The organism is Candidatus Viridilinea mediisalina (assembly GCF_002532535.1).
GTDB lineage: Bacteria > Chloroflexota > Chloroflexia > Chloroflexales > Chloroflexaceae > Viridilinea > Viridilinea mediisalina.
In genome coordinates this window covers 1-22,979 of sequence record NZ_NQWI01000078.1, presented here as the reverse complement: position 1 = coordinate 22,979, position 22,979 = coordinate 1, and the positions used below count along the sequence as shown (strand labels likewise).

17 protein-coding genes are annotated in these 22,979 nt (G+C 57.5%); 3 read left to right on the top strand and 14 right to left on the bottom strand.

Annotated features, from left to right (window positions below; translation table 11 throughout):
* Nucleotides 1-798: 798 nt before the first annotated feature.
* Complete coding sequence (locus CJ255_RS14980) at nucleotides 799-2,028, top strand: hypothetical protein (protein WP_097644908.1); 1,230 nt, start codon at nucleotides 799-801, stop codon at nucleotides 2,026-2,028.
* 58 nt (nucleotides 2,029-2,086) lie between these two features.
* Here the strand turns inward: CJ255_RS14980 and CJ255_RS14975 are convergent, their stop codons facing one another.
* The 8 genes from CJ255_RS14975 to CJ255_RS14935 all read right to left on the bottom strand — a co-directional run bounded on the left by CJ255_RS14975 (nucleotide 2,087) and on the right by CJ255_RS14935 (nucleotide 11,999).
* A complete protein-coding gene (locus CJ255_RS14975) occupies nucleotides 2,087-3,037 on the bottom strand; it encodes a transglutaminase family protein (protein WP_097644907.1) in 951 nt (316 codons plus the stop codon).
* Nucleotides 3,038-3,082: 45 nt separating this feature from the next.
* A complete protein-coding gene (locus CJ255_RS14970; RefSeq protein ID WP_097644906.1) occupies nucleotides 3,083-4,051 on the bottom strand; it encodes an alpha-E domain-containing protein in 969 nt (322 codons plus the stop codon).
* Nucleotides 4,052-4,208: 157 nt separating this feature from the next.
* Complete coding sequence (locus tag CJ255_RS14965) at nucleotides 4,209-6,176, bottom strand: cellulase family glycosylhydrolase (RefSeq protein ID WP_097644905.1); 1,968 nt, start codon at nucleotides 6,174-6,176, stop codon at nucleotides 4,209-4,211.
* An 11-nt stretch (nucleotides 6,177-6,187) separates the two neighbouring features.
* The gene (gene rfbC, locus CJ255_RS14960; RefSeq protein ID WP_097644904.1) at nucleotides 6,188-6,766 is read right to left on the bottom strand and encodes a dTDP-4-dehydrorhamnose 3,5-epimerase; all 579 of its coding nucleotides are present in this window, start codon (nucleotides 6,764-6,766) and stop codon (nucleotides 6,188-6,190) included.
* An 80-nt stretch (nucleotides 6,767-6,846) separates the two neighbouring features.
* Complete coding sequence (locus CJ255_RS14955; protein WP_097644903.1) at nucleotides 6,847-8,454, bottom strand: NAD(P)H-hydrate dehydratase; 1,608 nt, start codon at nucleotides 8,452-8,454, stop codon at nucleotides 6,847-6,849.
* Nucleotides 8,455-8,850: a holo-ACP synthase gene (gene acpS, locus CJ255_RS14950; protein ID WP_097644902.1), complete on the bottom strand. Its 396-nt coding sequence runs from the start codon at nucleotides 8,848-8,850 to the stop codon at nucleotides 8,455-8,457.
* A 106-nt stretch (nucleotides 8,851-8,956) separates the two neighbouring features.
* Nucleotides 8,957-10,369, bottom strand: a complete 1,413-nt coding sequence (locus CJ255_RS14945; protein WP_097644901.1) for a hypothetical protein — start codon at nucleotides 10,367-10,369, stop codon at nucleotides 8,957-8,959.
* A 703-nt stretch (nucleotides 10,370-11,072) separates the two neighbouring features.
* Nucleotides 11,073-11,999 (bottom strand): ROK family protein, encoded by a 927-nt coding sequence (locus tag CJ255_RS14935; protein WP_165774732.1) that lies wholly within the window; start codon nucleotides 11,997-11,999, stop codon nucleotides 11,073-11,075.
* A 395-nt stretch (nucleotides 12,000-12,394) separates the two neighbouring features.
* Between CJ255_RS14935 and CJ255_RS14930 the strand changes: the two genes are divergently transcribed.
* Complete coding sequence (locus CJ255_RS14930; RefSeq protein ID WP_097644898.1) at nucleotides 12,395-12,760, top strand: DUF4212 domain-containing protein; 366 nt, start codon at nucleotides 12,395-12,397, stop codon at nucleotides 12,758-12,760.
* Nucleotides 12,761-12,777: 17 nt separating this feature from the next.
* Complete coding sequence (locus CJ255_RS14925) at nucleotides 12,778-14,460, top strand: sodium:solute symporter family protein (protein ID WP_097644897.1); 1,683 nt, start codon at nucleotides 12,778-12,780, stop codon at nucleotides 14,458-14,460.
* A gap of 127 nt (nucleotides 14,461-14,587) precedes the next feature.
* Here CJ255_RS14925 and CJ255_RS14920 read toward each other — a convergent pair whose 3' ends face one another.
* The 6 genes from CJ255_RS14920 to CJ255_RS14895 all read right to left on the bottom strand — a co-directional run bounded on the left by CJ255_RS14920 (nucleotide 14,588) and on the right by CJ255_RS14895 (nucleotide 22,666).
* A complete protein-coding gene (locus CJ255_RS14920; RefSeq protein WP_097644896.1) occupies nucleotides 14,588-16,885 on the bottom strand; it encodes a PAS domain S-box protein in 2,298 nt (765 codons plus the stop codon).
* A gap of 103 nt (nucleotides 16,886-16,988) precedes the next feature.
* Nucleotides 16,989-18,212 (bottom strand): glycogen synthase, encoded by a 1,224-nt coding sequence (glgA, locus tag CJ255_RS14915; protein WP_097644895.1) that lies wholly within the window; start codon nucleotides 18,210-18,212, stop codon nucleotides 16,989-16,991.
* A gap of 143 nt (nucleotides 18,213-18,355) precedes the next feature.
* Complete coding sequence (locus CJ255_RS14910; RefSeq protein ID WP_097644894.1) at nucleotides 18,356-18,979, bottom strand: MBL fold metallo-hydrolase; 624 nt, start codon at nucleotides 18,977-18,979, stop codon at nucleotides 18,356-18,358.
* Between the two features lie 132 nt (nucleotides 18,980-19,111).
* A complete protein-coding gene (locus tag CJ255_RS14905) occupies nucleotides 19,112-20,893 on the bottom strand; it encodes an AAA family ATPase (RefSeq protein ID WP_097644893.1) in 1,782 nt (593 codons plus the stop codon).
* A gap of 31 nt (nucleotides 20,894-20,924) precedes the next feature.
* Nucleotides 20,925-21,500, bottom strand: coding sequence for a Uma2 family endonuclease (locus CJ255_RS14900; RefSeq protein ID WP_097644892.1), 576 nt, complete (start codon nucleotides 21,498-21,500; stop codon nucleotides 20,925-20,927).
* Nucleotides 21,501-21,646: 146 nt separating this feature from the next.
* On the bottom strand, nucleotides 21,647-22,666 hold the full coding sequence (locus tag CJ255_RS14895) for an NAD-dependent epimerase/dehydratase family protein (protein ID WP_097644891.1): 1,020 nt from the start codon (nucleotides 22,664-22,666) through the stop codon (nucleotides 21,647-21,649).
* Nucleotides 22,667-22,979: the final 313 nt, after the last annotated feature.

The following is a 22,979-nucleotide window of genomic DNA, read 5'->3' as shown; positions in this document are numbered from 1 at the left end:
GAGACGTAGTGGGCATCGTAGGCCGCATCCCACGCCCCAAAGAAGTGACGAGTGACGAGTGACGAGTGATGAGTGACCTAGTTAGGGAAGCAGAAATTGTTACGTATCCCAGCAGCCTGTCATGCTGATATAGTCCATGGGCGGGCATCGTAGTGCCGACGTTAGTCGGCTGAGGTCTTTGGCAGCAATGGGAAGCCGACTAACGTCGGCACTACCTACGGCGCAAACAGGAACGTTCCGACGAACCTTCTCCCAGGGTGGCAACGCAACGGGGCAATCAACAACATCCGCTTCCCTAAAGTCGGCACTGGGGGAATGCGAGGGAACCAGGTTCCCTCGCGCCCCCCTGTAGACGACCTTATACCATTTACGATTGTAGATTGCAGGCTGCTGCGCGGCACTCCCAAGGCAACGCAGGCCGCGATCACGCCGATCAGCGGAACAAGGTTGTGAACGCTGGTGAGCATCAGCGCTCGCCGTTCTGCGGCGTCGCCGTCAGCGTGCCAAAGAGAAACTACATTTTGATGTGATCCCAGCGCACACGCTATGCGCTATGCTCTATCCTAAGGCTATAGTAACATCGTTGGGGCTACGCCCCATAGTCATTACATTTAGAGCTGCCGCCCTAAAACCCGCTTTGGGGCTGCGCCCCAAACCCGCTTTTTCTTTCGTGTTGGCGGCTTCGCCGCCAACACGAAAGAACTTCTTCGGGGGAGGCGAAGCCTCTCCCAAAAAACGCTGGTTGTTCCATGTTGGCGGCTTCGCCGCCAACATGGAACAACCAGCAGGAGTAAGTCCATGAATCGCTTGTTCACCCTACGGCGCTGGCGGCCTCTGGCCTTTGTGAGCCTCATCATTGTCGGCGTGGCCATTGTGTTGGCCTTGAGTCGTCCGCGTCATCCTGTCTATCCGGCCCAGCACCCAGCCGAGCTGTATGCGCCAACGGCCACCGGGCCGCTCTATGCGCCCTTTCAGCTTGAGATTGATCCCATGCAGCACCTGCTGCTGATCAATTTTGAGCATGATCCCGATGAGGTCTATCTCGGTTTTGAGCCACAGGTTTTTGCTGATGAACGCCACGGGGTTGGTATGCTGGTGATTGGTTGGCGCGTAGATGGTACGGTGGATGTCTTTCACCAGCCTGGTCTGCGCCTCGATCCAGCGACCTACGCGATTGCTGGGGGGGGGCTGAACGAGTTGGTCGAGCGCCCTTTGATCGGTGCCAGCTTCATGGTAGACGAGGCGGGGGTTCAAGCCGACATCAGTTTTGATGATCTCTTGGGCCGTCCGGTGGTATTACGTATCAATGAGCGTAACCCAACCCCACGCAAACCATTTGGGCTCCTCGCCCCAATGGGGGCCGCCGCGACTGAACCCTCTGCACTACCACTCGTCTATCTGCGTGAGTTCTATTTTGTGCGCCAAGCCGATACAGAGGTGAGTATCTTGATTGATGGGGTAGCCCACCAGCCCGATACGATGCCGATGCCGATGGACGGCATGCGCATGTATTTTATGCGCTACAGCAACGATCCGTTGATTGTCACGCTCAACCCAGAGCAGCATGGCCCCCTTGCACCACTCGTGCAGACCAGTGCCAACGAGGCCGAGGCCAACGGCACAAGCTACGATTTGGTGGAACAGCATGGCCACCCGGCGATTGCCCAGATGCGGCGCAGCCTCAACGACCACGAAGTGCGCGTCAGTTTCACGCCGCCCCTACCCCACCTTGCAGCCATGGCCGACGGAGCAAGCGCCCATGGTGGCTTCCAGATCAACGCAGACCCCATGCTTGGCACGCTGCGTGGCGAGTATTGGATCGAACGGCGCGGCAATCAGGTGGTGTTACGCGCCACGCCTAGTGGCGGCTGGGAACCCAATGAGGCCAAGTGGAGCGCCAACCTGATCTACCGCCTTGCGCCAATCTTCAGTGAGTGGCCACGCAGCTACCAGTGGAACGCCACGCTTGATCTGGCGGCCACACCTGATGCAATACTGCAAGCCGCATGGCAACGGGTGGAGCCGTAAAGCCCTGTGAGGTCTGGAGTCGCACTATTTCCTACTTCCTCGTTCCTATTTCCTTGGCTCACTGCTGCTGCTGTTGCTCCGCCGCCGCTTCAGCCTTGAGGAAGGCAGTAATGGTTCCAGTAGGACGCGGATCAACCTCTTCTTCATCAATGGGGCGCTCAGTAGGAACAACCTTGACCCCAACCTCGAGAATACTCTCGGCTTTGCCCTTAAAGACACCCTGAGTTGGTGGTACATCGGCATAATCGCGGCCAATAGCGGTACGAATGTGGCGCTCACCCGTAATGAGGTTATTGGTCGGATCAAAGCCAACCCAACCAAAGCCAGGAATGAGCGCCTCAACCCAGGCATGGGTGGCATCCTCTTCCGAGCGGTCGTGGTCTTCGTCGCGGTGGAAGAGGTAACCACTCACATAGCGGCAGGGAATACCGAGCGGGCGCACAAGCGCAATCATAATGTGGGCAAAATCCTGGCAGACCCCTTTGCGGGTTTTGAGCGCAAGATCAATGGGCGAATCAACCTCAGTATGGCCCGATTCGTAATCAAAGGCATCATACATGCGCTCATTGATCGAGCGTAGCAGCGTAAGGGGATCATCACGACGATACACCTCTAACTCAGTGGCAAAGCGTGTCAGCAGTTGCGTAGGATGGGTAAAGTGGCTCGGTGCCAAAAAATCCCAATAATCCTCCTCACGGGTCATAAGCTCAAGTTGCTCCCACGCATCACGATCCAGCGCCTCAGGGATACTCGGTGGTGGCGGGAGAATAACAAGCGCCTCCGCTGTGATCGTCGTACTCTTGTGCGGCGCGGGAATATCGAAGTGGTGTACGATATTGCCATAGCTATCACTATAGCTATGCACTCGAGCCGCTGGACTAGAAGTAAGCTTGAAGGAGAGGCAACGCTGCAAGCCTTCAGAGCGCGGCTGCATACGCACCTCGGTCACACTCTCGCGCACAGGTGAACTGTAGCGAAAGCGGGTCTTGTGCAGAATTGAGTAATACATGAGTTAGAAAATGAGGACGTAAGAAATGAAGAAATAGGATGCGGATTAAAACTGCTGACTGAAGACGGTCTCAACCGGATAAGCCACATAGGTCTGATAAATGGCAGCGTGAATGCCATCACACGAACGGCGAATAGCAGAGAGCGAGCCATGCATATCATCGGCGAGAATTTCGTCCACTTGACCGTAGTCGAGCGCAGCGCGCAAGCGTCCAGCCAGCCGTTCAGCCCGTCCAGCAGCACGCGAGCCGGTCGAACGGGCGATAGCCTGCAAGCCGCGCTGGATATGATCGGCAGCAAAGCGCACCGAGCGCGGCGAGTGGGCATCGAGCAACAGGAACTCAGCGACACGCGTGGGTTGCACATCGGCAGTATAGACTTTACAGTATGACTCGAAGGCGGTGCAACACTTGAGCAACGCCACCCAATCATTAAACTCAAGCGCAGGTGGCTCATCAGGCAGCGTGGCAAGGTATGGGCGAAAGTGGGTATCCAGCAGCATCGCAGTTGCATCGGTGCGCTCAATGTAGCGACCGACCTGAATGAAGTACCAGCCCTCATCGTGACTCATGGTCGCGTCGGTAATGCCTTGGAAGAGATGGGCACCCTCCTTGACTGAATGGAAAAAATCAATCGGTTCTTCTTGCCAAATCTGCTCCGCCGAGGTGGTACGCATCCGCAGATAGAGCCGATTCACCTGTTCCCACATCTCAGAACTGATCTGCTCACGAACTTGGTGGGCATTCTCACGCGCATGGGTTACGCACGAGACCAGCGCATTACTATTTTCAGGATCGAAGGTCAAAGCCTCAGTGATAGCATAGGTATCAGCCTCAAGGCTCGTCAACGACGCACTATGCAACGCGGTGAGAATCCGTGCCCAACGCGGTTTCGCCGCAGCCGCATTCTGACCCAAGGTTTGGGTGAGGCCAACCCCCAAGAGGCGAGCAGTGTGTTCTGCCCGTTCCAAATAGCGACTCATCCAGTAGAGGCTATCAGCAACACGTGAGAGCATAGGTGTGTACCGTTTTGTAGCTTTGGGGCTAGGCCCCATGCGCATGACGTGTAGGGCTGCCGCCCTGAAACCCGCTTTGGGGCTACGCCCCAAACCCCATTTTTTGGGGGAGGCTTCGCCTCCCCCAAACCCCCGCCACGGGTTCCCGCGCTCACCCTTATGGCGTACCAACAAGAATAATCGGCTCAAAGCCAACCGTGAAGCTTGCACCATCAAGCGGTAAAGCTTCACCAAGGTAATTATAGGCCGTCTGTGTGCCAGGCGGAAGGGGCAACGTAGCCGTGGTGGCATCATTGCTCCAGTAGATCATAATCTGACGTTCAGGCGTAGCAAAGGCATAGCCTTCAACACTATCAGTACTGAGGGTTGCATGGTAGTGCGCACCACGGAGTTGGTGCGCGAGGAAGCGCGTTGCTACAAAGGCTGGTCGCGGTTGCTGGTTGGCATCAAGCATGCCGCCCTCATTCCAGCCAGGGCCATTGAGCGTGTACCAGACTGCACCGATGACGTCACTAGCCGCAATGCGCGTATAGAGGCGAATGGCGTGGTTGGCTTGATCTTCAAAAAAGCCCCGTGGCCCACAACTCGGATCGGCTTGCCAACAGAGCAACCCACCCTCATTCATGATCAGCGGCTTCTGGTAACCATAGCGAGCTAACGTTTCCACCACAAAGTCGCGTTTGCCCAACAAGACCCCGCCACGCGCCTCCCATTTGGGCACGAGCATATTCCAGTCACGGCGTTCAGGTGACCAATAGGTATAGGCGTGATAGCCCAGCAGATCAAAGTGAGCACCGCCCCCGGCCCGTAGGACACCCTCAAGAAACTGACCGGCGATGCACGGACTTCCATCGGGTTGCGGGCGGGCTGGATCGCAGTCGAGCAAGAGCCCCCCCAAGACCACTTGGGCTTCGGGGTTTGCGGCTTTGATCGCTGGATAGACCGCTTCAAGCATCGCAGCATAGGCGGCACCATTATTAAAGGGCTGGTCGAGATCACCCCAACAGCCAAAGGGCTCATTCCCATTCAGCAGATTATGGGGCGCATCAGGCTCATTCCCCAATTCCCAATAGATAACATTGTAGGGCGGTTGGCTATAGCGGGTCACCAATTCAGCCATAAACGCAGCAAAATCAGCGAGGTATTCGGGGCGAATGGGGCCACAACGTTTACCAGGTACCGCCTGAGCCCACGCAGGGGCTCCGCGCACCACCAGCATCGTTGTGCCACCTTGGGCTGAAATAGCCGCGAGTTCTTGTTCGACCCTCTGGAGCGTTGTCCAATCACGCTGGCCACGCTCGGCTTCCACTTCATCCCAACGAATCCCGTTGTAGCGCACCCAACTGAAGCCAACTTCAGCAATGCGCTCGGCCAGTGGACCGACGCGGTTGCGGTTGATTTCAATCCCAATTGGTGACAAAGCAGCCCACGGTGGGGTCGCAGGCTGGCTTGGGGCAACTCGCTGTACCTCATGGCCCAAAAGACCCAACAGCACGCGGAAATCTTCAGGGTTATCGGGATGCCACTCAAAGCGCGCCCGCTCGAACCACTGGGTCATTATTGGCGTACCATCAGGTCCCGGCTCTGGGGCCGCACTGGTCAGTGGCAGCCCAAAGAGTGCCAGTGAGCGCTCATAGGCGCTGAGGCCGGGCTGACGCAGGCCATGCGTCTCCCAATAGCTCCGAAAACCAACCCCTTCGCCCTGGTCACAGACATTCCGCCCTGTCTCAGCAAACCAGAGACAACCGGGGATCGGGCCGGCTTCAGGCGGCTCGGTGGCCCAATCACGCCCCAATTGGGCCAAGCGTTCAGCCCCAATGCGCCCTAACAGCACGCGGTAGGCTGGCGGATTGGCGGCATGCCACTCCAAACGATTCCGCTCCGTCCATTGGGTCGTTAGCGCCTGCCCCTCTACCGCCTCAGCACTACTCGCAGAGCCTAACGGGTAGCCAAAAATGGGCAAGCCGCCATTGCTGCGCCAATACTCCGCAAAGCTCGACGCAATACAAGCGTCAATGCCCGGCACATCAGGGAAGCAGATGGGCTCAGTAGACTGAGCATGAAGCTTCTGCATAGATAGAATGGCTATGGCAAAAAGACCAATGAGGATGATGATACGCTGCATAAGTTTACCAACTACCTCTGTTGATCAGCCGAGAAGAGAAATGCCGGACGATCAATATAATCAGCCAAACTCAAGGCTTGGCGATCACGCTCTGAGATGGTTGGATCGCTGATGGGCCAATCAATGCCAATCTCTGGATCGTCCCAACGCACTGCGCCTTCAGCGGGCTGATGGTAATAGCCTGAACATTTGTACTGCACCTCGGCCACAGGCGAGAGGGTCAGAAAGCCGTGGCCAAAACCTACAGGCACAAAGAGTTGACGTGCATTCTCATCGCTCAATTCAACCGCAATCCAGCAGCCAAACGTGGGTGAACCAAAGCGAAGATCCACCGCTACATCAAGGATGGCACCGTGCGAACAGCGTACCAATTTAGCCATTGGTGCGCTCATGTCCTGATAGTGCAGGCCACGCAAGACGCCTTGGCGCGACTGGGAGTGGTTATCTTGCACGAAGGTACAATCAATCCCATTGGCGACATAATCGGCTTGGCGATAGGTTTCGAGAAAGAAACCGCGCTCATCGCGAAAACAATCAGGCTCGACGATCAGTACACCGTCAAGTTCGGTGGCAATAAATCTAAAGGCCATCGGGGGCTCTCTCTCCGCGCAATAACTTATGGGTGTAGCATTATTATAACCGATGTTGTCGGGGCTGCCCCGCCGCAGGCTTAACGTAATTCGAGCATGGCCCGGGGCAACTCCGGCAATAAATCGCTCGCCAACGCTCCGGCATCACCGAGGGTCGCACGGACACGGGCAGCGGCAGCACCATGGAGAAAGACGCCGAGACTGGCGGCGTCGTAGGGGGCCAGCCCTTGGGCCAGCAGACCGCCAATCACACCAGCGAGGACATCGCCGGTACCGGCGGTAGCCAACGCTGGGTTGGCACCATCATGGATGCGGTTGCGCCCATCAGGGCTGGCAATGATGGTGGTCGCACCCTTGAGTACCACAACTTGGCCCCATCGCTTAGCTGCCTCACATGCGGTAGCCACAAGATCGGCAGGTAACTGCTCCACCCCCAGCAGCCGCCGCATCTCACCAGGGTGGGGCGTAAACACAAAGCGCTCACGCGGCAAGCGCTCATGCCACTCCTCGATCTTGGCCAGCAGATTGAGACCATCGGCATCAAGAACCGTGGGGGGCAGGTCAGGGGCCGCATTCTCGGTAGCTTCATCAGAGTTGCTATCAATCAAAAAGCCAACCCGCACCCGGCTTTTGGGCGTCTCGAGGCCCAAGAGCCGTTGCAAAAACTCGCCCGTCGCCTCGCCTTGGCCCATGCCAGGGCCAAGTACGAGAGCCTGGTAGTTGGGCAGAGCCTTGTTCAATTCAGCGAGCGCCCCCGGCCCTACTGCCCCCCAATCACCCTCAGCCAGCGGCAGCAGCGTCGCTTCCGGCAGGCGCATCGCGCTACCAAGGACAGCCCGGCCCCCAGCGAGGGTCACCAAGCCCGCACCGACACGGGCAGCCCCCGCGCAGGCTAAGTAGGCCGCGCCGGGAAAGTGGAGCGAGCCAGCAAGTACCAGAACTTTGCCAAAACTGCCCTTATGGGCGTCAGGTGGACGGGCGGGCAGGAGCGGTTGGACTTCAGCGGCGCGTAACAGATCACTCATCGTTGTCTCCAAATAGTCGTGGGGAAGTTCAAGGATTGCAAGTTCAAGCGTTCCAGCCAAGCGACGGCCAGGATAGAGCAGCAGGCCCCGTTTAGGCAGGCCGGTGGCAACTGTCAGATCGGCACAGACCGCCCCACCTGGTGCGGCCCCTGTGCCGGCATCAACGCCACTGGGCAGGTCTATGGCCAACACCAACGGACGGCGGGGCGGTTGTAGTGTTGCGATAATGGCTGCCAATGGGCCTTCAACCGGACGGCTGGTGCCCATCCCGAGCAGCGCATCAACAACGAGATCAGCCTCTGCAACGAGCTTTCGCAGGGAGGTTTGAGTAGGATCATCGGCAGCCATTGTTTCCGCAAGGCCACGGGTACGGCAGCGCTGCCAATTGGCATCACTGGGCGCAAACTGGCGCCGCCAGAAGTAGAGCGCTACCTGAGCGCCCGCATCGTGTACATGGCGCGCCACTACCAGCCCATCGCCACCATTATTCCCCGGCCCCACCAACACCACTACGCGGCGGCCCTTGGGATCACCCAAGCGGGCCAAAGCCACCTGAGCGACCCCCCAGCCCGCCTGCTCCATCAAGCCCTCCCAGGTTGCCCCATGTGCTACGGCGGCATGTTCGAGGGCATACATCTCTGTTTGGGTTACAATTTTCTGCAATTATCTTCTCATTCCTACCACGCTTGCGACCGCATACTCAGCACTATGACTGAGGCTCAAAACCCACTCAATCTCGCCCAGAGCAACTGCGGCAGCGCCGTGGAAACAGAGACTCGGCTGGCCACTGGGGGCGCGTACCACCTCAAGTTCGCGCCAATGCACATGCATACCGGGGCCAGCCGCGAGACCAGCGAGCCCTAGGCCAGCCGCCTTCGCCACCGCCTCTTTGGCCGCCCAACGGGCCGCCAAACCCTCAAAGCGTAGACCGCCGCCAGGCAATGCACAGTCGGCCAATTCGCCTGGCGTAAAGATGCGCTGCAACAAGCGTTGGCCCCAACGCTCCACCGCCCGACGCATACGCGCCACCTCAATGATGTCAACCCCATGGTAGAGCATATGTAATACCAATTACCATTGAACAGTCCGCATGCCTAATAACATTCAAGCACATTGAGACGCCATGTCCGGCTATCGGCTATCGGCTATCGGCTTTGGTATAAACCTACTGCTCACCAATCAACGAAACCTCAGTAACCAGCGAATCATAGTCATGGCCCTGTGCAAAAATCTGAACCCGCCGGAGGTAGCGGTAGTCGGGGAGTTTCTCTGGTGCCCGCAGATCAAAGCTAATCAGCGCCCACTCCCCCTCCGGCAGACGGTAGTACTCCATACCCGGCTCGGTCACCGTGGGGGGGATCTGATCCTTATCCACAAACCCGCAGAAGTCCCGCTGCTCTTCCGGATCAGACGGACTGGTTCGTTTGGCCACGAGACGGATCATCACTGGGCATTCACTCCCGCGATCACCCGTATCTTCCAGCGATTGGTAGACCACCCGCACCCAGACCGAGAAGCGCAACGAGCGAAACTCCGAGATGTCCACCCCCTCACCATGCGGCCCTAACTCCTGCTTAATGCCCGTAGTAAAACTCGTCGTTTGCCCACCCATACGGTAGAACCATGCCGCAGTGCGGCGCTCATCGGGGCTACAGTCATACAACAGCGGTGGCCGACAGACCTCAGTCAAGCGGAAGTAACCCCGCTGTTCTGGGGGCAGATCGGGGACTGAGTAGACGGTCCATGTCTGTGATTGTGGGGCCGTGGGATCATTCAGAGTTGTATTATTATACTCAATTTCACTATACTGACGAAAGCCCCCGTCACGAATGAGGTTCCAGCGCGCCGGAACAGGCAAACCCAAGCGCCCGGCGGGATCAATCAGCAGTCGCTCACGTTCACTCAGCATGCTCATTTCGCCCGCCGATCCGGTAATGAGCGCCGTACCACTGCGTACCGCCACATCAACCTCAAAGGCATTGCCATGATCGGCACGCATAATCGCGCGCTCGGGGTAGCGCAGATCGATGCTGTAGCTACCCCCTGGCGCTAAGACAATCTGGGCCTCACCCACCAGCACGGTAAAGCGGAACTGCGTAAAACCCTGATTGGGCTTCAGATCATAGCGTACATAGCCACTCTTTTGGCGCAGCGTCACTTCCAATAGCCCAGCGTGCCAACGGGTTGTACGGAGCGCCTCCAGCGACAACTCTGCCCCAGCCCAGAGATCAAGTTGGCTCTCTTCAAACAGGCGAATACTGGCAATCTGACCATAACCCGCCGAATGAGCGGCACGCAGGGTATCGCCGGTAGCCAAGAATTGGCCATCATCAGCCCCTTGGAAAATAGTGCGCCCCCCTGGACGCCACGCAACCCACTCGGAGCGCTCACGAATGATCACAGTTGCACCATCGGGCAAAGGGCGCATGGCGGTCTGGTAGTTCTGGCGCAGCATGAAGAGAGCCCAGCCCAAAAGGATGAGGAAGAGGGTAAAGAAGAAGATAAGCGTCACCCAAGCCAGATTAAGGGTACGCTGCTGTGCGGCATGGCGCGCTGCGGGTGTATGTTCAAGGTGCATAGGAGAAGAACAGGGGAACAGAAGAACAGGAGAACAGGGGAACAGGAGAACAGGGGAGCAGGGGAGCAGGGGAACAGGGGAGCAGAGGAGCAGGGGAGCAGGGGAACAGAGGAACAGGAGAACAGGAGAACAGGGGAGCAGGGGAACAGGGGAGCAGAGGAGCAGGGGAGCAGGGGAACAGGGGAGCAGGGGAACAGGGGAACAGGGGAGCAGAGGAGCAGGGGAACAGAGGAACAGAGGAACAGGAGAACAGGAGAACAGGGGAGCAGGGGAACAGGGGAGCAGAGGAGCAGGGGAGCAGGGGAACAGGGGAGCAGGGGAACAGGGGAGCAATGGTTTCAAGGCACGTTACCGTTTGCGCCGTAGGTAGTGCCGACTTTAGTCGGCTGAGGTCGCCGACAACCCCCGGATGCCGACTAACGTCGGCACTACGACGGTAAAGCTGAACGTGCGTTTCTGAAACCATATCCTTAGAGGCTGTCTGAAAATTCCATGAACTGGCGTTGGAGTGCCGGCTTCAGCCGGCTAAAGCCGGCACTCCAACGCGTGCCCACTAGCTTTTCAGACAGCTTCTTAGCGCGAAAAAGCTTGGAGTTTGCCTACGCGCCGGTGTGCGGGCCGGAGGCCCGCGCACCCAGGTTCGGTCCAGGGCTTCTTCGCGCTAACAACTATTTCCTCATTTCTCTTTCCTCTTTTCTGCCCCTTACAACGCAAGTGCTAGGGCTGCCGCCCCCAGCACCCCCACCTCCTCGCCCAGTGTGGCGGGAATGATAGGCACATCGCGGTAGAGGGGTACCTTGACGTGGGCATAGGCTATGTTGCGGGCTTCCGTGAGCAGCGCAGGATTGTTGAGGATGACGCCTCCACCCACGAGCAACAGTTCAGGGCTGAAGAGGTGCAGGATGGTGGCAAAGCCCAAACCCAACAGGTGCGCTTCACGCGCCATGAGTTGCTGCGCCACCCCATCGCCTTGGGCAGCGGCCATAGCTACATGGGCCGCTGTGACGGTTGCGGGGGTGGCGAGTTGGTGCAACAGGCTGGTTGGGTTTGCCTGCATCGCTTGGGATGCGGCACGCCCCAGGGCTGTTCCAGAAGCTAGATCCTCCCAGACAGTACCATTGGTGGGGTCAAGTATGATGAAGCCCAATTCACCCGCCGCCCCAAGCCGCCCTAAGAGCAGTTGGCCATCAGCAATCACCCCGCCGCCAATCCCGGTACTCACCGTGACATAGACAAGGTTATGTAGACCACGCCCGCCCCCAAAGCGCCACTCGGCCAAGGCCCCCGCGTTGGCATCATTGCCTAACACCACCGCCAAGCCTGTCGCAGCGGCAATCTGTTGCTGCAAGGGAAAGGCATCCCAGCCAGGCAGATTGGGCGGCGCATAGATCATGCCGGTCGTCGGATCAAGTGGGCCAGGGGCACCAATGCCCACTCCGCGCAGCGTTTGCCCCCCAGGGAGCGCCGCCTGCACCTCGGTGAGCAAGGCCACGATCCGCTCAGTGATGGCATGAGGCCCTTGCTCAACCCGTGTCGCCACGCGCCGATGGGCCACCATCTGCCCATCAGCCCGCACGAGCGCCACCCGTACATGTGTACCACCCAGATCTACGGCAAGCACATAATCCATACGGTGGATTATAGCATGGCCTGATTCAAGCCGGGCTTGATGCCCTTGCAGCGGCAACATTGGGGCTACGCCCCAAACCCACTTGTTTCGTTCGTGTTGGCGGCTTCGCCGCCAACACGAACGAAACATCTTCAGGGGCGGCGAAGCCGCCCCCACGCCCCCGCCAGGAGGCTTCAATGCAAAAATTTTACGAAAACTTTACAAAGATGTTAATCGTCCTTCACATTCAAGCGGCACAATAAGGTCTCAGGTTGTGTGGGAACCCAAAGCGTGTAGGTGGTCTGGACAGTAAGGATGAAACTGTCTGGCTTGCTATCGTTTTGCGCTTGCTCACTGCCTGTACTAGGGGGATCGTAGCGGTGCGATCTTCAGATTATTCAAAGGAGATGTGTAGGATGAGTAAGAATCCACAGTGGAAAGGATCGGGCTCCAGTTCTGGCTCTGGTTCGGGAAGAGGCAAACTCTCTGCCGATGAAGCCGCAGCCTATTGGAAGAGTAATGTAACGATTATCGGCATTCTCCTCGCTCTTTGGTTCATCTTCTCGTTTGTCACCAGTTACTTTCTTGCAGGGCCGTTGTCAGGCATTATGTTTGGCGGCGGTGGTTCACCGGAATTTGGTGGCAGTGACGGCGTCGCTCGTGGTGTGCCGCTCAGCTTCTGGATGGCTCAACAGGGTGGCATCTTCGCCTTCATTATCATCATTGTCACCTACGCCAAGCTGATGGACAATCTCGATAAGAAGTATGGTCTCAACGATTAATCTGAGGAGATGCTTGCATGACTGCGGAGATTTGGACCGGAATTCTGGTGCTTATAACCTTTGGCATCTACATCTACATCGGTTATTGGGCGCGTGTACGTGACACCAAAGGTTTCTACGTGGCTGGTCAGGGTGTGCCGCCCTTCGCAAACGGCGCGGCAACCGCTGCTGACTGGATGAGTGCAGCCTCGTTTATCAGTATGGCCGGTCTGATTTCGGGCCTTGGCTTTGATGGTTCGATCTACCTCTTGGGCTGGACGGGTGGTTATGTGCTGCTCACCCTGTTGCTGGCCCCCTATCTGCGTAAGTTTGGCAAGTATACCGTGCCCGACTTTGTGGGCGATCGCTACTACTCGCAGACCGCCCGTGCCGTGGCAGCAGTCTCTGCGATCTTTATCTCGCTGACCTATGTGGTCGGCCAGATGCGTGGCGTCGGTGTGGTCTTTAGCCGCTTCTTGGGTCTCGAGATCGTCTGGGGTGTGGTCATTGGTATGGTGATCGTCGCCTTCTTCGCCGTCCTCGGTGGCATGAAGGGCATCACCTGGACCCAGGTCATTCAGTACTTTGTGCTGATCACCGCCTTCCTCATTCCGGCTGTTGCTATCTCCCTCCAACTGACCGGCAATCCGGTGCCGCAGTTTGGCTTGGCCTTCAGCAATATCGTTGCTGATCTGGACTACATCCATGAGCAGATTCTCGGTGAAAAACCCTACACCGAGGCCTTCCGTACGCGCCCGATGATTGACGTGGTCTTCATCACCTTGGCGCTCATGGCTGGTACTGCTGGTCTGCCCCACGTGATTGTGCGCTTCTACACGGTGCCCAATGTGCGCGGTGCGCGCTACTCGGGTGCGTGGGCGCTCTTCTTCATTGCGCTGCTCTACCTGACCGCCCCCGCCGTTGCTGTCTTCGCCCGCTACAACCTGATTGCGACCCTGCACGATCAGCCGTTGGATCAGGTGCGTGAGCTTGGTTGGGTGCGTAGCTGGGAAGCGACTGGTCTGCTTTCCTTTGATGACAAAGATGGTGATGGATTTGTCCGTATGGACGAGGGTGAGATCACCATCAACAACGACATCATCGTGTTGGCTACACCTGAGGTGGCCCAGTTGCCGCCCTTCGTGATTGGTCTCGTGGCGGCTGGTGGTCTGGCGGCTTCACTCTCAACCGCCTCCGGTCTGCTCCTGGTGATCTCAAGTTCAGTGGCTCACGACATCTACTACCGCCTGATTAACCCCCAAGCCGACGAACAGCGCCAGTTGCTGGTAGGCCGGATCGTGATCTTCTTTGCGGTGGTGGTCGCAGGCTACTTCGGGGTCAATCCACCCGGCTTTGTGGCTGAAATTGTGGCCTTCGCCTTTGGTCTCGCCGCCTCGGTCTTCTTCCCAATCATCCTGCTCGGTATCTTCGATAAGCGCACCAACAGCCAGGGTGCCATCGCAGGGATGCTGGTTGGCCTGATCTTCACCGCCGGTATGATCCTGATGATGCGCTCGACGCTGCTGCTTGGCACCGAGGAGCCGATCATCAACGACTTCTTCGGTATCTCGGCGCAGGGTATCGGTGTGGTTGGTATGATCCTCAACTTCGTGGTAGCCTTCACGGTCTCGCACCTCACTCCGCCCCCGCCTGCCCACATCCAGGAACTGGTCGAGAACGTGCGTAACCCGTTTGGTTCTGGCGCAGCCAGCAGCCACTAAGGGTTAGAATCGAGCAACGAGAAAATAGGAAATAGCGCAAAAAGGGAGGGAGGGCGAACCTGGTTCGCCCCCCCTCCCTTTTTGATTGAGGGGGGAGCGCGAGGGAACCTGGTTCCCTCGCACACCCTTATGCTTTGCCTACAATCGCCTCGACCTTGAGCGCCAGATCAGCAATTGTGAAGGGCTTCTGGATGAAATGTTCGCCGCTGGGGATTTCACCCTCTTGGGCTAAGGTCTCAGCCGCATGGCCCGACATGAAGAGCCAGCGTAGCCCCGGTCTGAGCGCCAGCATCTGTTGCAGCAGGGCGCTGCCCGAGAGTTCGGGCATGACCACATCGGTGATCAGGAGGTCAATCGGACCAGGGTGGCACGCGGCGAGGCTGAGGGCCGCTTCGGGGCTTGCGGCGGTAAGGACGCTGTAGCCCAGGCGTGCCAGAATGCGCTGACTTAAATCACGCACGGCGCTGTCGTCTTCGCAGAGTAGCACGGTGGCTTTGAGCGAGGTTGTGGGGATGGCAAGGCTTTTGCTGGGCGGTTTGGCTGCGCTGCGGGCTGGCGCTTGATGCGGCGCACGGGGTAGGTAGACGCGCACGGTGGTGCCAGTACCAGGGGTACTCTCGACCGCAATAAAGCCATGATTTTGATGTACAATATTAGCCACCGAAGGCATGCCAATACCAGTCCCTTGACCCATTGGTTTGGTGGTAAAGAAGGGTTCAAAGATGCGTGCTTTGGTGGCGCAATCCATGCCAATGCCATTGTCTTGTACCGTCAAGAGCACAAATTTGCCCGGCGGTGGCCCGCTGGGACTGGCTTCGCGTACCACCACATTAGCCGTCGTGATCGTAATCGTCCCGCTTGCGCCAACCGCATCGCGTGCATTGAGCGTCAAATTGGTAATAATTTGATCGATCTGCGCCGGATCGAGCAACACATGCCAAATGTCCCGTCCAGGTGACCAGTAGAGCTTGATGTCCTCACGGATGAGGCGGCGCAGCATGGCAATCAACTGCTCGGCTACAGCGTTCAGATCGGTTGGGCTTGGTTGGGCTACTTGGCTGCGCGTGAAGCCAAGCAGTTGGCGCGTAATGGTTGCAGAACGCTGTGCGGCGGTGCGAATCTCTTCGAGGTAGCTGATCAACGGGCCGTTGCCGCTACTACTCAAGGCAAGTTCGGTATTGCCTAAAATGGCCTGCAGCGCATTGTTGTAGTCGTGCGCGACCCCAGCGGCAAGCCGTCCCACCGCCTCAATCTTCTGCGCCATGAGCAATTGCTGCTGCAAACGCCGCTGCTGGGTGATGTCACGCTGAATACCGACATAGTGGTTGAGCTGGCCAGTGCTATCGTATACCGGCGCAATACTCAACTCAACCATATAGGGGCTACCATCTTTGCGATAGTTGCGTAACTCAACGTGGCATGCCATCCCATGGGTGAGTGCATGACGCAATGCATGGAGTCCCTCTTGGTCATACTCATTAGCATGCAGAAAGCGTGGATTACGCCCCAGAATTTCAGCGTGGCTATAGCCCGAAATCTGGCTCATGGCAGGATTGACATAGACAATGGGCAGATCGGGTTGACGCGCATCACAGACCACCACGCCAACCGGGGCGGACTCAACGGCGGCTTCGAGGACACACAAACCCTCTTCGGCCTGCTTGCGCGCCGTGATGTCCTGAATGACACCCCAGACCTTGATGCAGCGCCCAGCAGTAATCGTAGGTTGACCAACGACACGTACCCACAACTCTCGCCCTTTGGCAGTTACAAATTCCAATTCAAGATCGAAGGGTGTGCCTGCTTCGATACAACGTTGTACCGCCTGGCTAATGGCCTGACGTGAAGGGCCAGGTTTATAGAAATTGATAGCGGTTGTAATGTCCGGCTCTTGGCCACTAACAACCTCATGGATTGCAAAGGTCACGTCCGACCAGATCAAGCGCTGGGTGGGAACATCAACTTCCCAACCGCCAATCGATGCGATGCGGCTGGTATGGCTCAACAACTCTTTGGTTGCTTGAAGATCAAGTAGCGCTTCTTGGTGCTGGGTAATGTCACTAACGATCCCATCAACCCGTTCGGGCTGATTGGCAGTGTTGTAGATCAGCTTGCCACGATTACGCACCCATTTGATCGTGCCCTCATTGGTGATAATGCGGTACTGTTCGCTATACTCACCCACATCAATCAAACAGGTCATAATCTGGCGCGTAACCGCACGATCATCGGGATGGATGGCATCCTCCCAGAGTCGCCCATTGGCCATAAACTCGGCATGGCTATAGCCATAGATCCGTTCAACCGAAGGGGTAATGAAGATCGGCACAAGATCAGGCCAGCGCACCGACCAGATCACCTCCTCCATAGCGTTGAGGATGCTGCTGAGGGGCACATGCTGAAGATTGTCATTCGCCTTGGACATCAGATCATTGTCAATCCAGTGGGGGAGGGGGCAGATGCTCCGCTCCAAATATCTTTATGGTGTTGCGGTTTGGCGGCACAGCCGTCAAACCGCAGCACCATGATCATGAACGTGTCGCAACTAATGCTTGATAGAGCGCAAGTGTCTTCTGGGCTATCGCGTCCCAGCTAAAATGCTCCTCAACACGCTTACGGCCCGCTTGGCCCATGCGCGTCCGCAACGCCGCATCGCCAGCCACGCGGTTGATTGCTGCCGCTAGGCCCGCCGCAAAGCCCGCAGGATCACGCGGATCGAAGCTACCCTCAACCAGATCGGGATCAACGAGTACCCCAGTCTCCTCCGGGATGACCACCTCTTTGATTCCGCCCACTGCCGACGCGACCACGGCGGTCTCACAGGCCATAGCCTCCAGATTGATGATCCCAAAGGGCTCGTAGACCGAAGGGCAGCAGAAGACCGCTGCGTGGGAGTAGAGCTGGATCACATCGGGGCGGGGCAGCATCTCGCTGATCCAGATTACATCGGGGCGGACGGCACGCACCGCTGCGACACGTTCCTCCATTTCGCGGCCAATCTCTGGCGTATCGGGCGCACCCGCACAGAGTACCACTTGCAAATCTGGATCAAGCTGTGGGATCGCATTGACCAGATGGATAATGCCCTTCTGGCGTGTAATCCGCCCTACAAAGAGCACAAAGGGGCGTGTCGGATCGATGCCATAGCGGGTCAGCACCGTCGTAGCACTCGCTTTACGATACTCCTCAAGATCAATCCCATTGTAGATCACATGAACCCGTTCGGGCGCAATATTGAAGAGGCGCAACACATCGGCGCGTGTCTCTTGCGAAACCGCAATCACCGCATCGGCCTGCTCAATGGCGGTACGTTCCATCCACGAACTCAGGTGGTAGCCATTGCCAAGTTGCTCCACCTTCCAGGGGCGCAGCGGTTCAAGCGAATGGATGGTAAGCAGATAGGGCACCCCCCAGAGCTTACTCGCCAAGAGGCCGCCCATATCGGTGTACCACGTATGGCAATGGACAATCGCAGCATCAAAGTTATCTTTCGCCATCAAGAGTGAGCGGGCAAAGGCATCTACTGCACCACTAAAGCGCGGATCGGTATTACGCTTCGTCTCAGCCCATTGGGCATAGCCCTGCACACTGAGATCGGGAGCTACAACCTGTTGATCGCCAAAGCAGCGCACCTCCACCGGCACCAACTTTGCCAAGGCCCGGCTTAGATACTCGACATGCACCCCGGCACCGCCATAGACATTGGGTGGATACTCGTTAGTGAAGAGCGCTACTTTGTGCAAATCAGCCATGGATATCTCCTTAGAGGCTGTCTGAAAAGGGTGTCAGTGCCGTACCATACTACGCGGCACACGGTGGAGTGCCGGCTTTAGCCGGCTAAAGCCGGCACTCCACCGTGTAGCGACCGACTTTTCAGGCAACCTCTTACATATTGCTACCACGCGGCATGACCAAAGAAATCTGCGGGGTGGTCACGTTCACAAAACGCGACAATTTGGGAACGTACCGCACCCAAGTTGAAGCTCGGGCCATGACCAGGGTAACAGTGGGTCGTATCGGGCCATGGTAACACCACTTCGCGCAGCGTGCGGAGCGTCGTCTGAAAACCCTCAGGCGACCACGTCCGTCCGGGGCCGCCCGCAAAGATCGTATCACCCACAAGCACACTCGTACCGCCAAGATCACGCAGGCAGAGCTGGTCGGCGCAGTGGCCTGGTGCCGCATAGACGCGCAGCCGGCCCGCACCCAAGGCCAGTTCGTCACCATCGGCTAGGGCACGATCAAGTTCTAGCTTCAGATCATGATGGTGCGGGCCAGCGTGAGCCAGCAGCGGCACCCCCAAACGGGTGCGCATCTGCGCCAAAGCCCCCACATGATCCGCGTGGGTATGGGTCAGAATGATCAAACGAGGCTGAGTCCCTTCCAACAGCGCCAGCAAGCGCTCAGGATCAGCCCCAGGATCAACCAACGCACTCACACGCTGCTCAGGGCAGACAAGGGCATAGGCATTCATTGGCCATGGCCCAACCGTCGCGGTTCGTACTTCAAAAGCAGGCATAGGATACTCCGTATATGCGCTATTGTAGCATGGACGCCATTCATTTTCAGAGGGTTGGTGTAACTACCGCCGAAACCTCTGCGCCCTTGCGCCTTTACGTCAAGAAGCCATCGTATTTGCAAGATACTGTCGCTACAACTTCACCCACACCAGGCGCTCAAAGCCCAGCGCCACGATCACGTAGGTATGCAGGCGCAAGCGGTTGTGGTAGGCACACTGCAAGGTGGCACGGTACCCTTCGGCTTTATGCCTTGCTTCGGCCAGACGGGTTTGCACCAGTGGCAGGGCGGCCAAATCGGCCCGAGGCGTCGTTTTGGCCGCTTCGCCACTCAGCCCCAGATCGCTCAACGGTAGATACTTGAATTCCAAGAGGGCGTCTTGCAGCGCGTAGTGGCGCATATCCGGGCGCACCAGCAGCGTCAAATCGGCGTAACTGCGCTCGATGGCTGGCTCCGAATCGACAATGTAGAAGCGATCATTGAAGAGCAATGTGAGAAACGCGAGTTTGACCGTCAGCTCATTGGCCCAACGATAGTCACGGTTATCCAAGGCGCGAAAGTAGGTCGTCTCAATAAACTCACACAAGGGCTGCAATTCACCCTGGTGGAAGAGTGCGCGTGCCGCGTCGCTCGCCGTGCGCTGCTCGTCGGGTGGCAAAACATGGCGGCGTAATTGTTCAGCATAGAGGCTACGGATAACCAAATTAGGCACACGAAAGCGCAATTCGCCCATCTCAGTGATCCCATCAAGGGTCAAGACGCCGAAATAGTAGAGCAACGAGACCATAAAGCGCTCATCTTTCGGCTGATCGATCACATCCGCCACCCCAAAGCTGCGCGCCAGCGCTTCAATCACGGGGGGACGCTCATCGTCCAGCGCGGACGCAAGCACGGGATCGCTATTGGGTAGCCCAGCGATGTAGGTAATCTTACCGCGATCCATCGCCAAATTACTATCGAGCAACTCGCGGGGCGCGGCCCGCCCCTCCTGGAACGCCTTGAGGAAATAGAGCGTCAGCGTCGGGTTGTAGATCGGCTCAGAGACCTCCATGTTAAAACAGTAGCCATTGTAGTAGGTTCGCATGAGTTCCAATGGTTCAACGCGAGCCTCAGCAGGCAGGTCGCACCCATCAGCCACCTGCGTCCACAACGCGCTCACTTCGGCCTGAGTGAAACCGCACAATTGGCTAAACCTGGGCAGCAGCGTGATACTCTCGGAGATATTGTAGCCACTACTGAGATCGCTGAGTACAATCGGCGCAACTCCGGTGGTAAAGACACGATCAATCCCCAGCCCACTACTGCCACCCTTGACCGCCTTAAAGACCGTTTTGAGCAGCCCCTCGCCATAGAGCAGCGCCTTGTAGTGTTCACTCCCTTCGCGCACGCGGCTCATCAGCACCTCATTGGCAAAATTGTCATACTCATCAATCAGCAGATAGAGGCGGTGCGGCGAGACATGTACGGCTGCCAAGAGCGACTCAAACGAAGCGATTGCATTTTCAGGTAGGATGGTAATCGGATGCTTCAGCCACTGCTGATAGGTCTGGGCAAAGGCTTGGATGCGGGCATTTATATGCGCATGCAACGCCTGACCAATCTCAGCAACCTCACCTTGCGGACTAACCAGCGAAAAGTCCCAGCGCAACACAAAATAGCTATTACGGCGGGGCGTCGGGTTCTGGCCCACGGCAAGATCGCCAAAGAGCCGTTCAAACTCAGCCGCCTTGGCCAGATCGTAATAATTCTCCAGCGTCGAGAGCCAGAGGCTCTTGCCGAAGCGGCGCGGACGCAAGAAAACGAGGTGCTTGCCAAAGGCTTCCACGGCAGGGATGTAGTGCGTGCGATCAACATAGTCGTAGCCTTCGCTACGAATTTTGTAGAAATCGCTGATACCGTAGGGGAGGTTAAGCATGGGTTTGCTCCGATTTTTTACATTTTTCGCATCAGAATTCCACATCCTCATAGACCACATCCAGCGCCACACGGCAGGGCAGCGCCACAAAGACCAACTCGGCGGATGGATCGCTCAGGGTCGTCAGCAGCCACGTATCACCCGCTTGGCGCGTAAAATGCTCCACATAGGGGCGATCTTGGGCCAGCAAAAGATACTCCTGCAGACTCGCCAGTGTGCGGTAGTGCTGGAACTTCATCCCGCGATCATAGCGCTCCGTCGCAGGTGAAAGCACCTCAACCAAGACGACCGGGTTGGTCAGGGTATCGCGGCGCTCATCAACCGTGCCAAGCGCCCCACAGACCACGCTCAGATCAGGGTAGGTATAGCTCCCCATCGTCGCAACGTATACACGCATATCACTGTTAAAGACACGGCAGCCGCTACCGCGCAATTGCTGATGCAGCGCGGCAAAAAGATTGCCCGCAATGAGATTGTGGGCGACCGTGCCACCCGTCAGCGCCACAATCTCGCCCGCCAGATAGGCGTGTTTTGCCATACTTGCCCGTTCAAAGGCAAGGTACTCCTCTTCGCTGCAAAAGGCTTTTGGTACTGGTTGTGTACTCATAGAGATAGCTCGCGCTACACGATCACTTAGAGGCTGTCTGAAAAGCTAGTGGGCACGCGTTGGAGTGCCGGCTTCAGCCGGCTAAAGCCGGCACTCCAGCGTGTGCCCACTAGCTTTCAGGTATACTTCTCAAAACCCCTCCCCCCTCACTCAAACAACTCCCGCTGCGCCTTGACCCACGCCACCAAACGCGCCATGCCCTCCGCGACACTCACCTGCGGCTGCCAGCCCAACTCGCGGGCCGCTTTGTCAATTGCACTGACATAGACCGGCTGATCGCCCGGACGCCACGGGCCATAGGTCACCGCAAGCTGACGCCCCACCAGCCGCTCTAGCAGCGGGCCAAACTCGGCCCAGATCGAGAGCGCATTGCTGGGGCCGCCGCCAATATTGTAGATCTGGCCACTCACCTGATCGATGCGCTCCAACGCCGCGAGATAGGCCGCGATCAGATCATCTACATAGAGCATATCACGTACCTGCTTCCCATCGCCATAGATGGTCAGCGGACGCCCCATGACCGCAGCGATGACAAAGTGCGCCGCCCAGCCCTGATCCTCAACACCGAATTGACGCGGGCCATAGATACACGACTGACGAAAAACAACCGTCTTCAACCCATAGATCCGCGCATAGTCACGCACATACTGGTCGCCTGCCCCCTTTGAAACCCCGTAGGGAGAATGGAAATCGAGCAACTGCTCTTCACCCACCCCCTTGGGCAGATCACGATACATATAGCGCGTCGCATGCTCCACCACCGGCACATGCTCCATGCCGCCATAGACCTTATTGGTCGAGGCGTAGAAGACAATCGGCGGCGTAGGGGCAAGACGAGCCGCCTCGAGCACATTGAAGGTACCCAAGGCATTAATCATAAAATCCTCGCGCGGATTGGCCACCGACGTGGTAACCGCCACCTGGCCACCGAGGTGATAGATCACCTCATGGCCAACCACGGCAGCCTGCAACGCAGCGAAATCGCGCAGATCAGCCTGAATAAAGCGCAGGCGCTCACCGTGCTGCGCTTGCAGCCACGCCAGATTCAGCGGCGTGCGCGGGCGACTCAGATTATCAAAGATCGTCACCTGCTCGCCACGGGCGAGCAGGGTATGGGCTAGGTTGGTACCAATAAAACCGGCACCGCCAGTGATGAGGTGGGGCATAGGGCACTACCTTATGTACTTAGGGAAGCGGATGTTGTTGATTGCTCCGTTGCTTGGCCACCCTGAGCGAAGGTTCGTAGGAACATTCCTGTTTGCGCCATAGGTAGTGCCGACTTATGGTCTTCCAGTAAATAATCCGCTAACCAGACCTCGCAGATCTGGCATATCTATCAGGTCTAGTCCGTGCCGCGACACCGGATTAATTTCTGGAAGACCATTAGTCGGCTCCCAGTGCGGCCAAAGACCTCAGCCGACTAAAGTCGGCACTACGATGCCTGCGAATATGTACTATTCAGCATGACAGGCTGCTGGG

Bases quoted from the DNA above. Each gene is read 5' to 3' on its own strand.
- CJ255_RS14980 (WP_097644908.1), top strand. From the start codon at position 799: ATGAATCGCTTGTTCACCCTACGGCGCTGGCGGCCTCTGGCCTTTGTG.
- CJ255_RS14975 (WP_097644907.1), bottom strand. From the start codon at position 3,037: ATGTATTACTCAATTCTGCACAAGACCCGCTTTCGCTACAGTTCACCT.
- CJ255_RS14970 (WP_097644906.1), bottom strand. From the start codon at position 4,051: ATGCTCTCACGTGTTGCTGATAGCCTCTACTGGATGAGTCGCTATTTG.
- CJ255_RS14965 (WP_097644905.1), bottom strand. From the start codon at position 6,176: ATGCAGCGTATCATCATCCTCATTGGTCTTTTTGCCATAGCCATTCTA.
- rfbC (WP_097644904.1), bottom strand. From the start codon at position 6,766: ATGGCCTTTAGATTTATTGCCACCGAACTTGACGGTGTACTGATCGTC.
- acpS (WP_097644902.1), bottom strand. From the start codon at position 8,850: ATGCTCTACCATGGGGTTGACATCATTGAGGTGGCGCGTATGCGTCGG.
- CJ255_RS14945 (WP_097644901.1), bottom strand. From the start codon at position 10,369: ATGCACCTTGAACATACACCCGCAGCGCGCCATGCCGCACAGCAGCGT.
- CJ255_RS14935 (WP_165774732.1), bottom strand. From the start codon at position 11,999: ATGGATTATGTGCTTGCCGTAGATCTGGGTGGTACACATGTACGGGTG.
- CJ255_RS14930 (WP_097644898.1), top strand. From the start codon at position 12,395: ATGAGTAAGAATCCACAGTGGAAAGGATCGGGCTCCAGTTCTGGCTCT.
- CJ255_RS14925 (WP_097644897.1), top strand. From the start codon at position 12,778: ATGACTGCGGAGATTTGGACCGGAATTCTGGTGCTTATAACCTTTGGC.
- CJ255_RS14920 (WP_097644896.1), bottom strand. From the start codon at position 16,885: ATGTCCAAGGCGAATGACAATCTTCAGCATGTGCCCCTCAGCAGCATC.
- glgA (WP_097644895.1), bottom strand. From the start codon at position 18,212: ATGGCTGATTTGCACAAAGTAGCGCTCTTCACTAACGAGTATCCACCC.
- CJ255_RS14910 (WP_097644894.1), bottom strand. From the start codon at position 18,979: ATGCCTGCTTTTGAAGTACGAACCGCGACGGTTGGGCCATGGCCAATG.
- CJ255_RS14905 (WP_097644893.1), bottom strand. From the start codon at position 20,893: ATGCTTAACCTCCCCTACGGTATCAGCGATTTCTACAAAATTCGTAGC.
- CJ255_RS14900 (WP_097644892.1), bottom strand. From the start codon at position 21,500: ATGAGTACACAACCAGTACCAAAAGCCTTTTGCAGCGAAGAGGAGTAC.
- CJ255_RS14895 (WP_097644891.1), bottom strand. From the start codon at position 22,666: ATGCCCCACCTCATCACTGGCGGTGCCGGTTTTATTGGTACCAACCTA.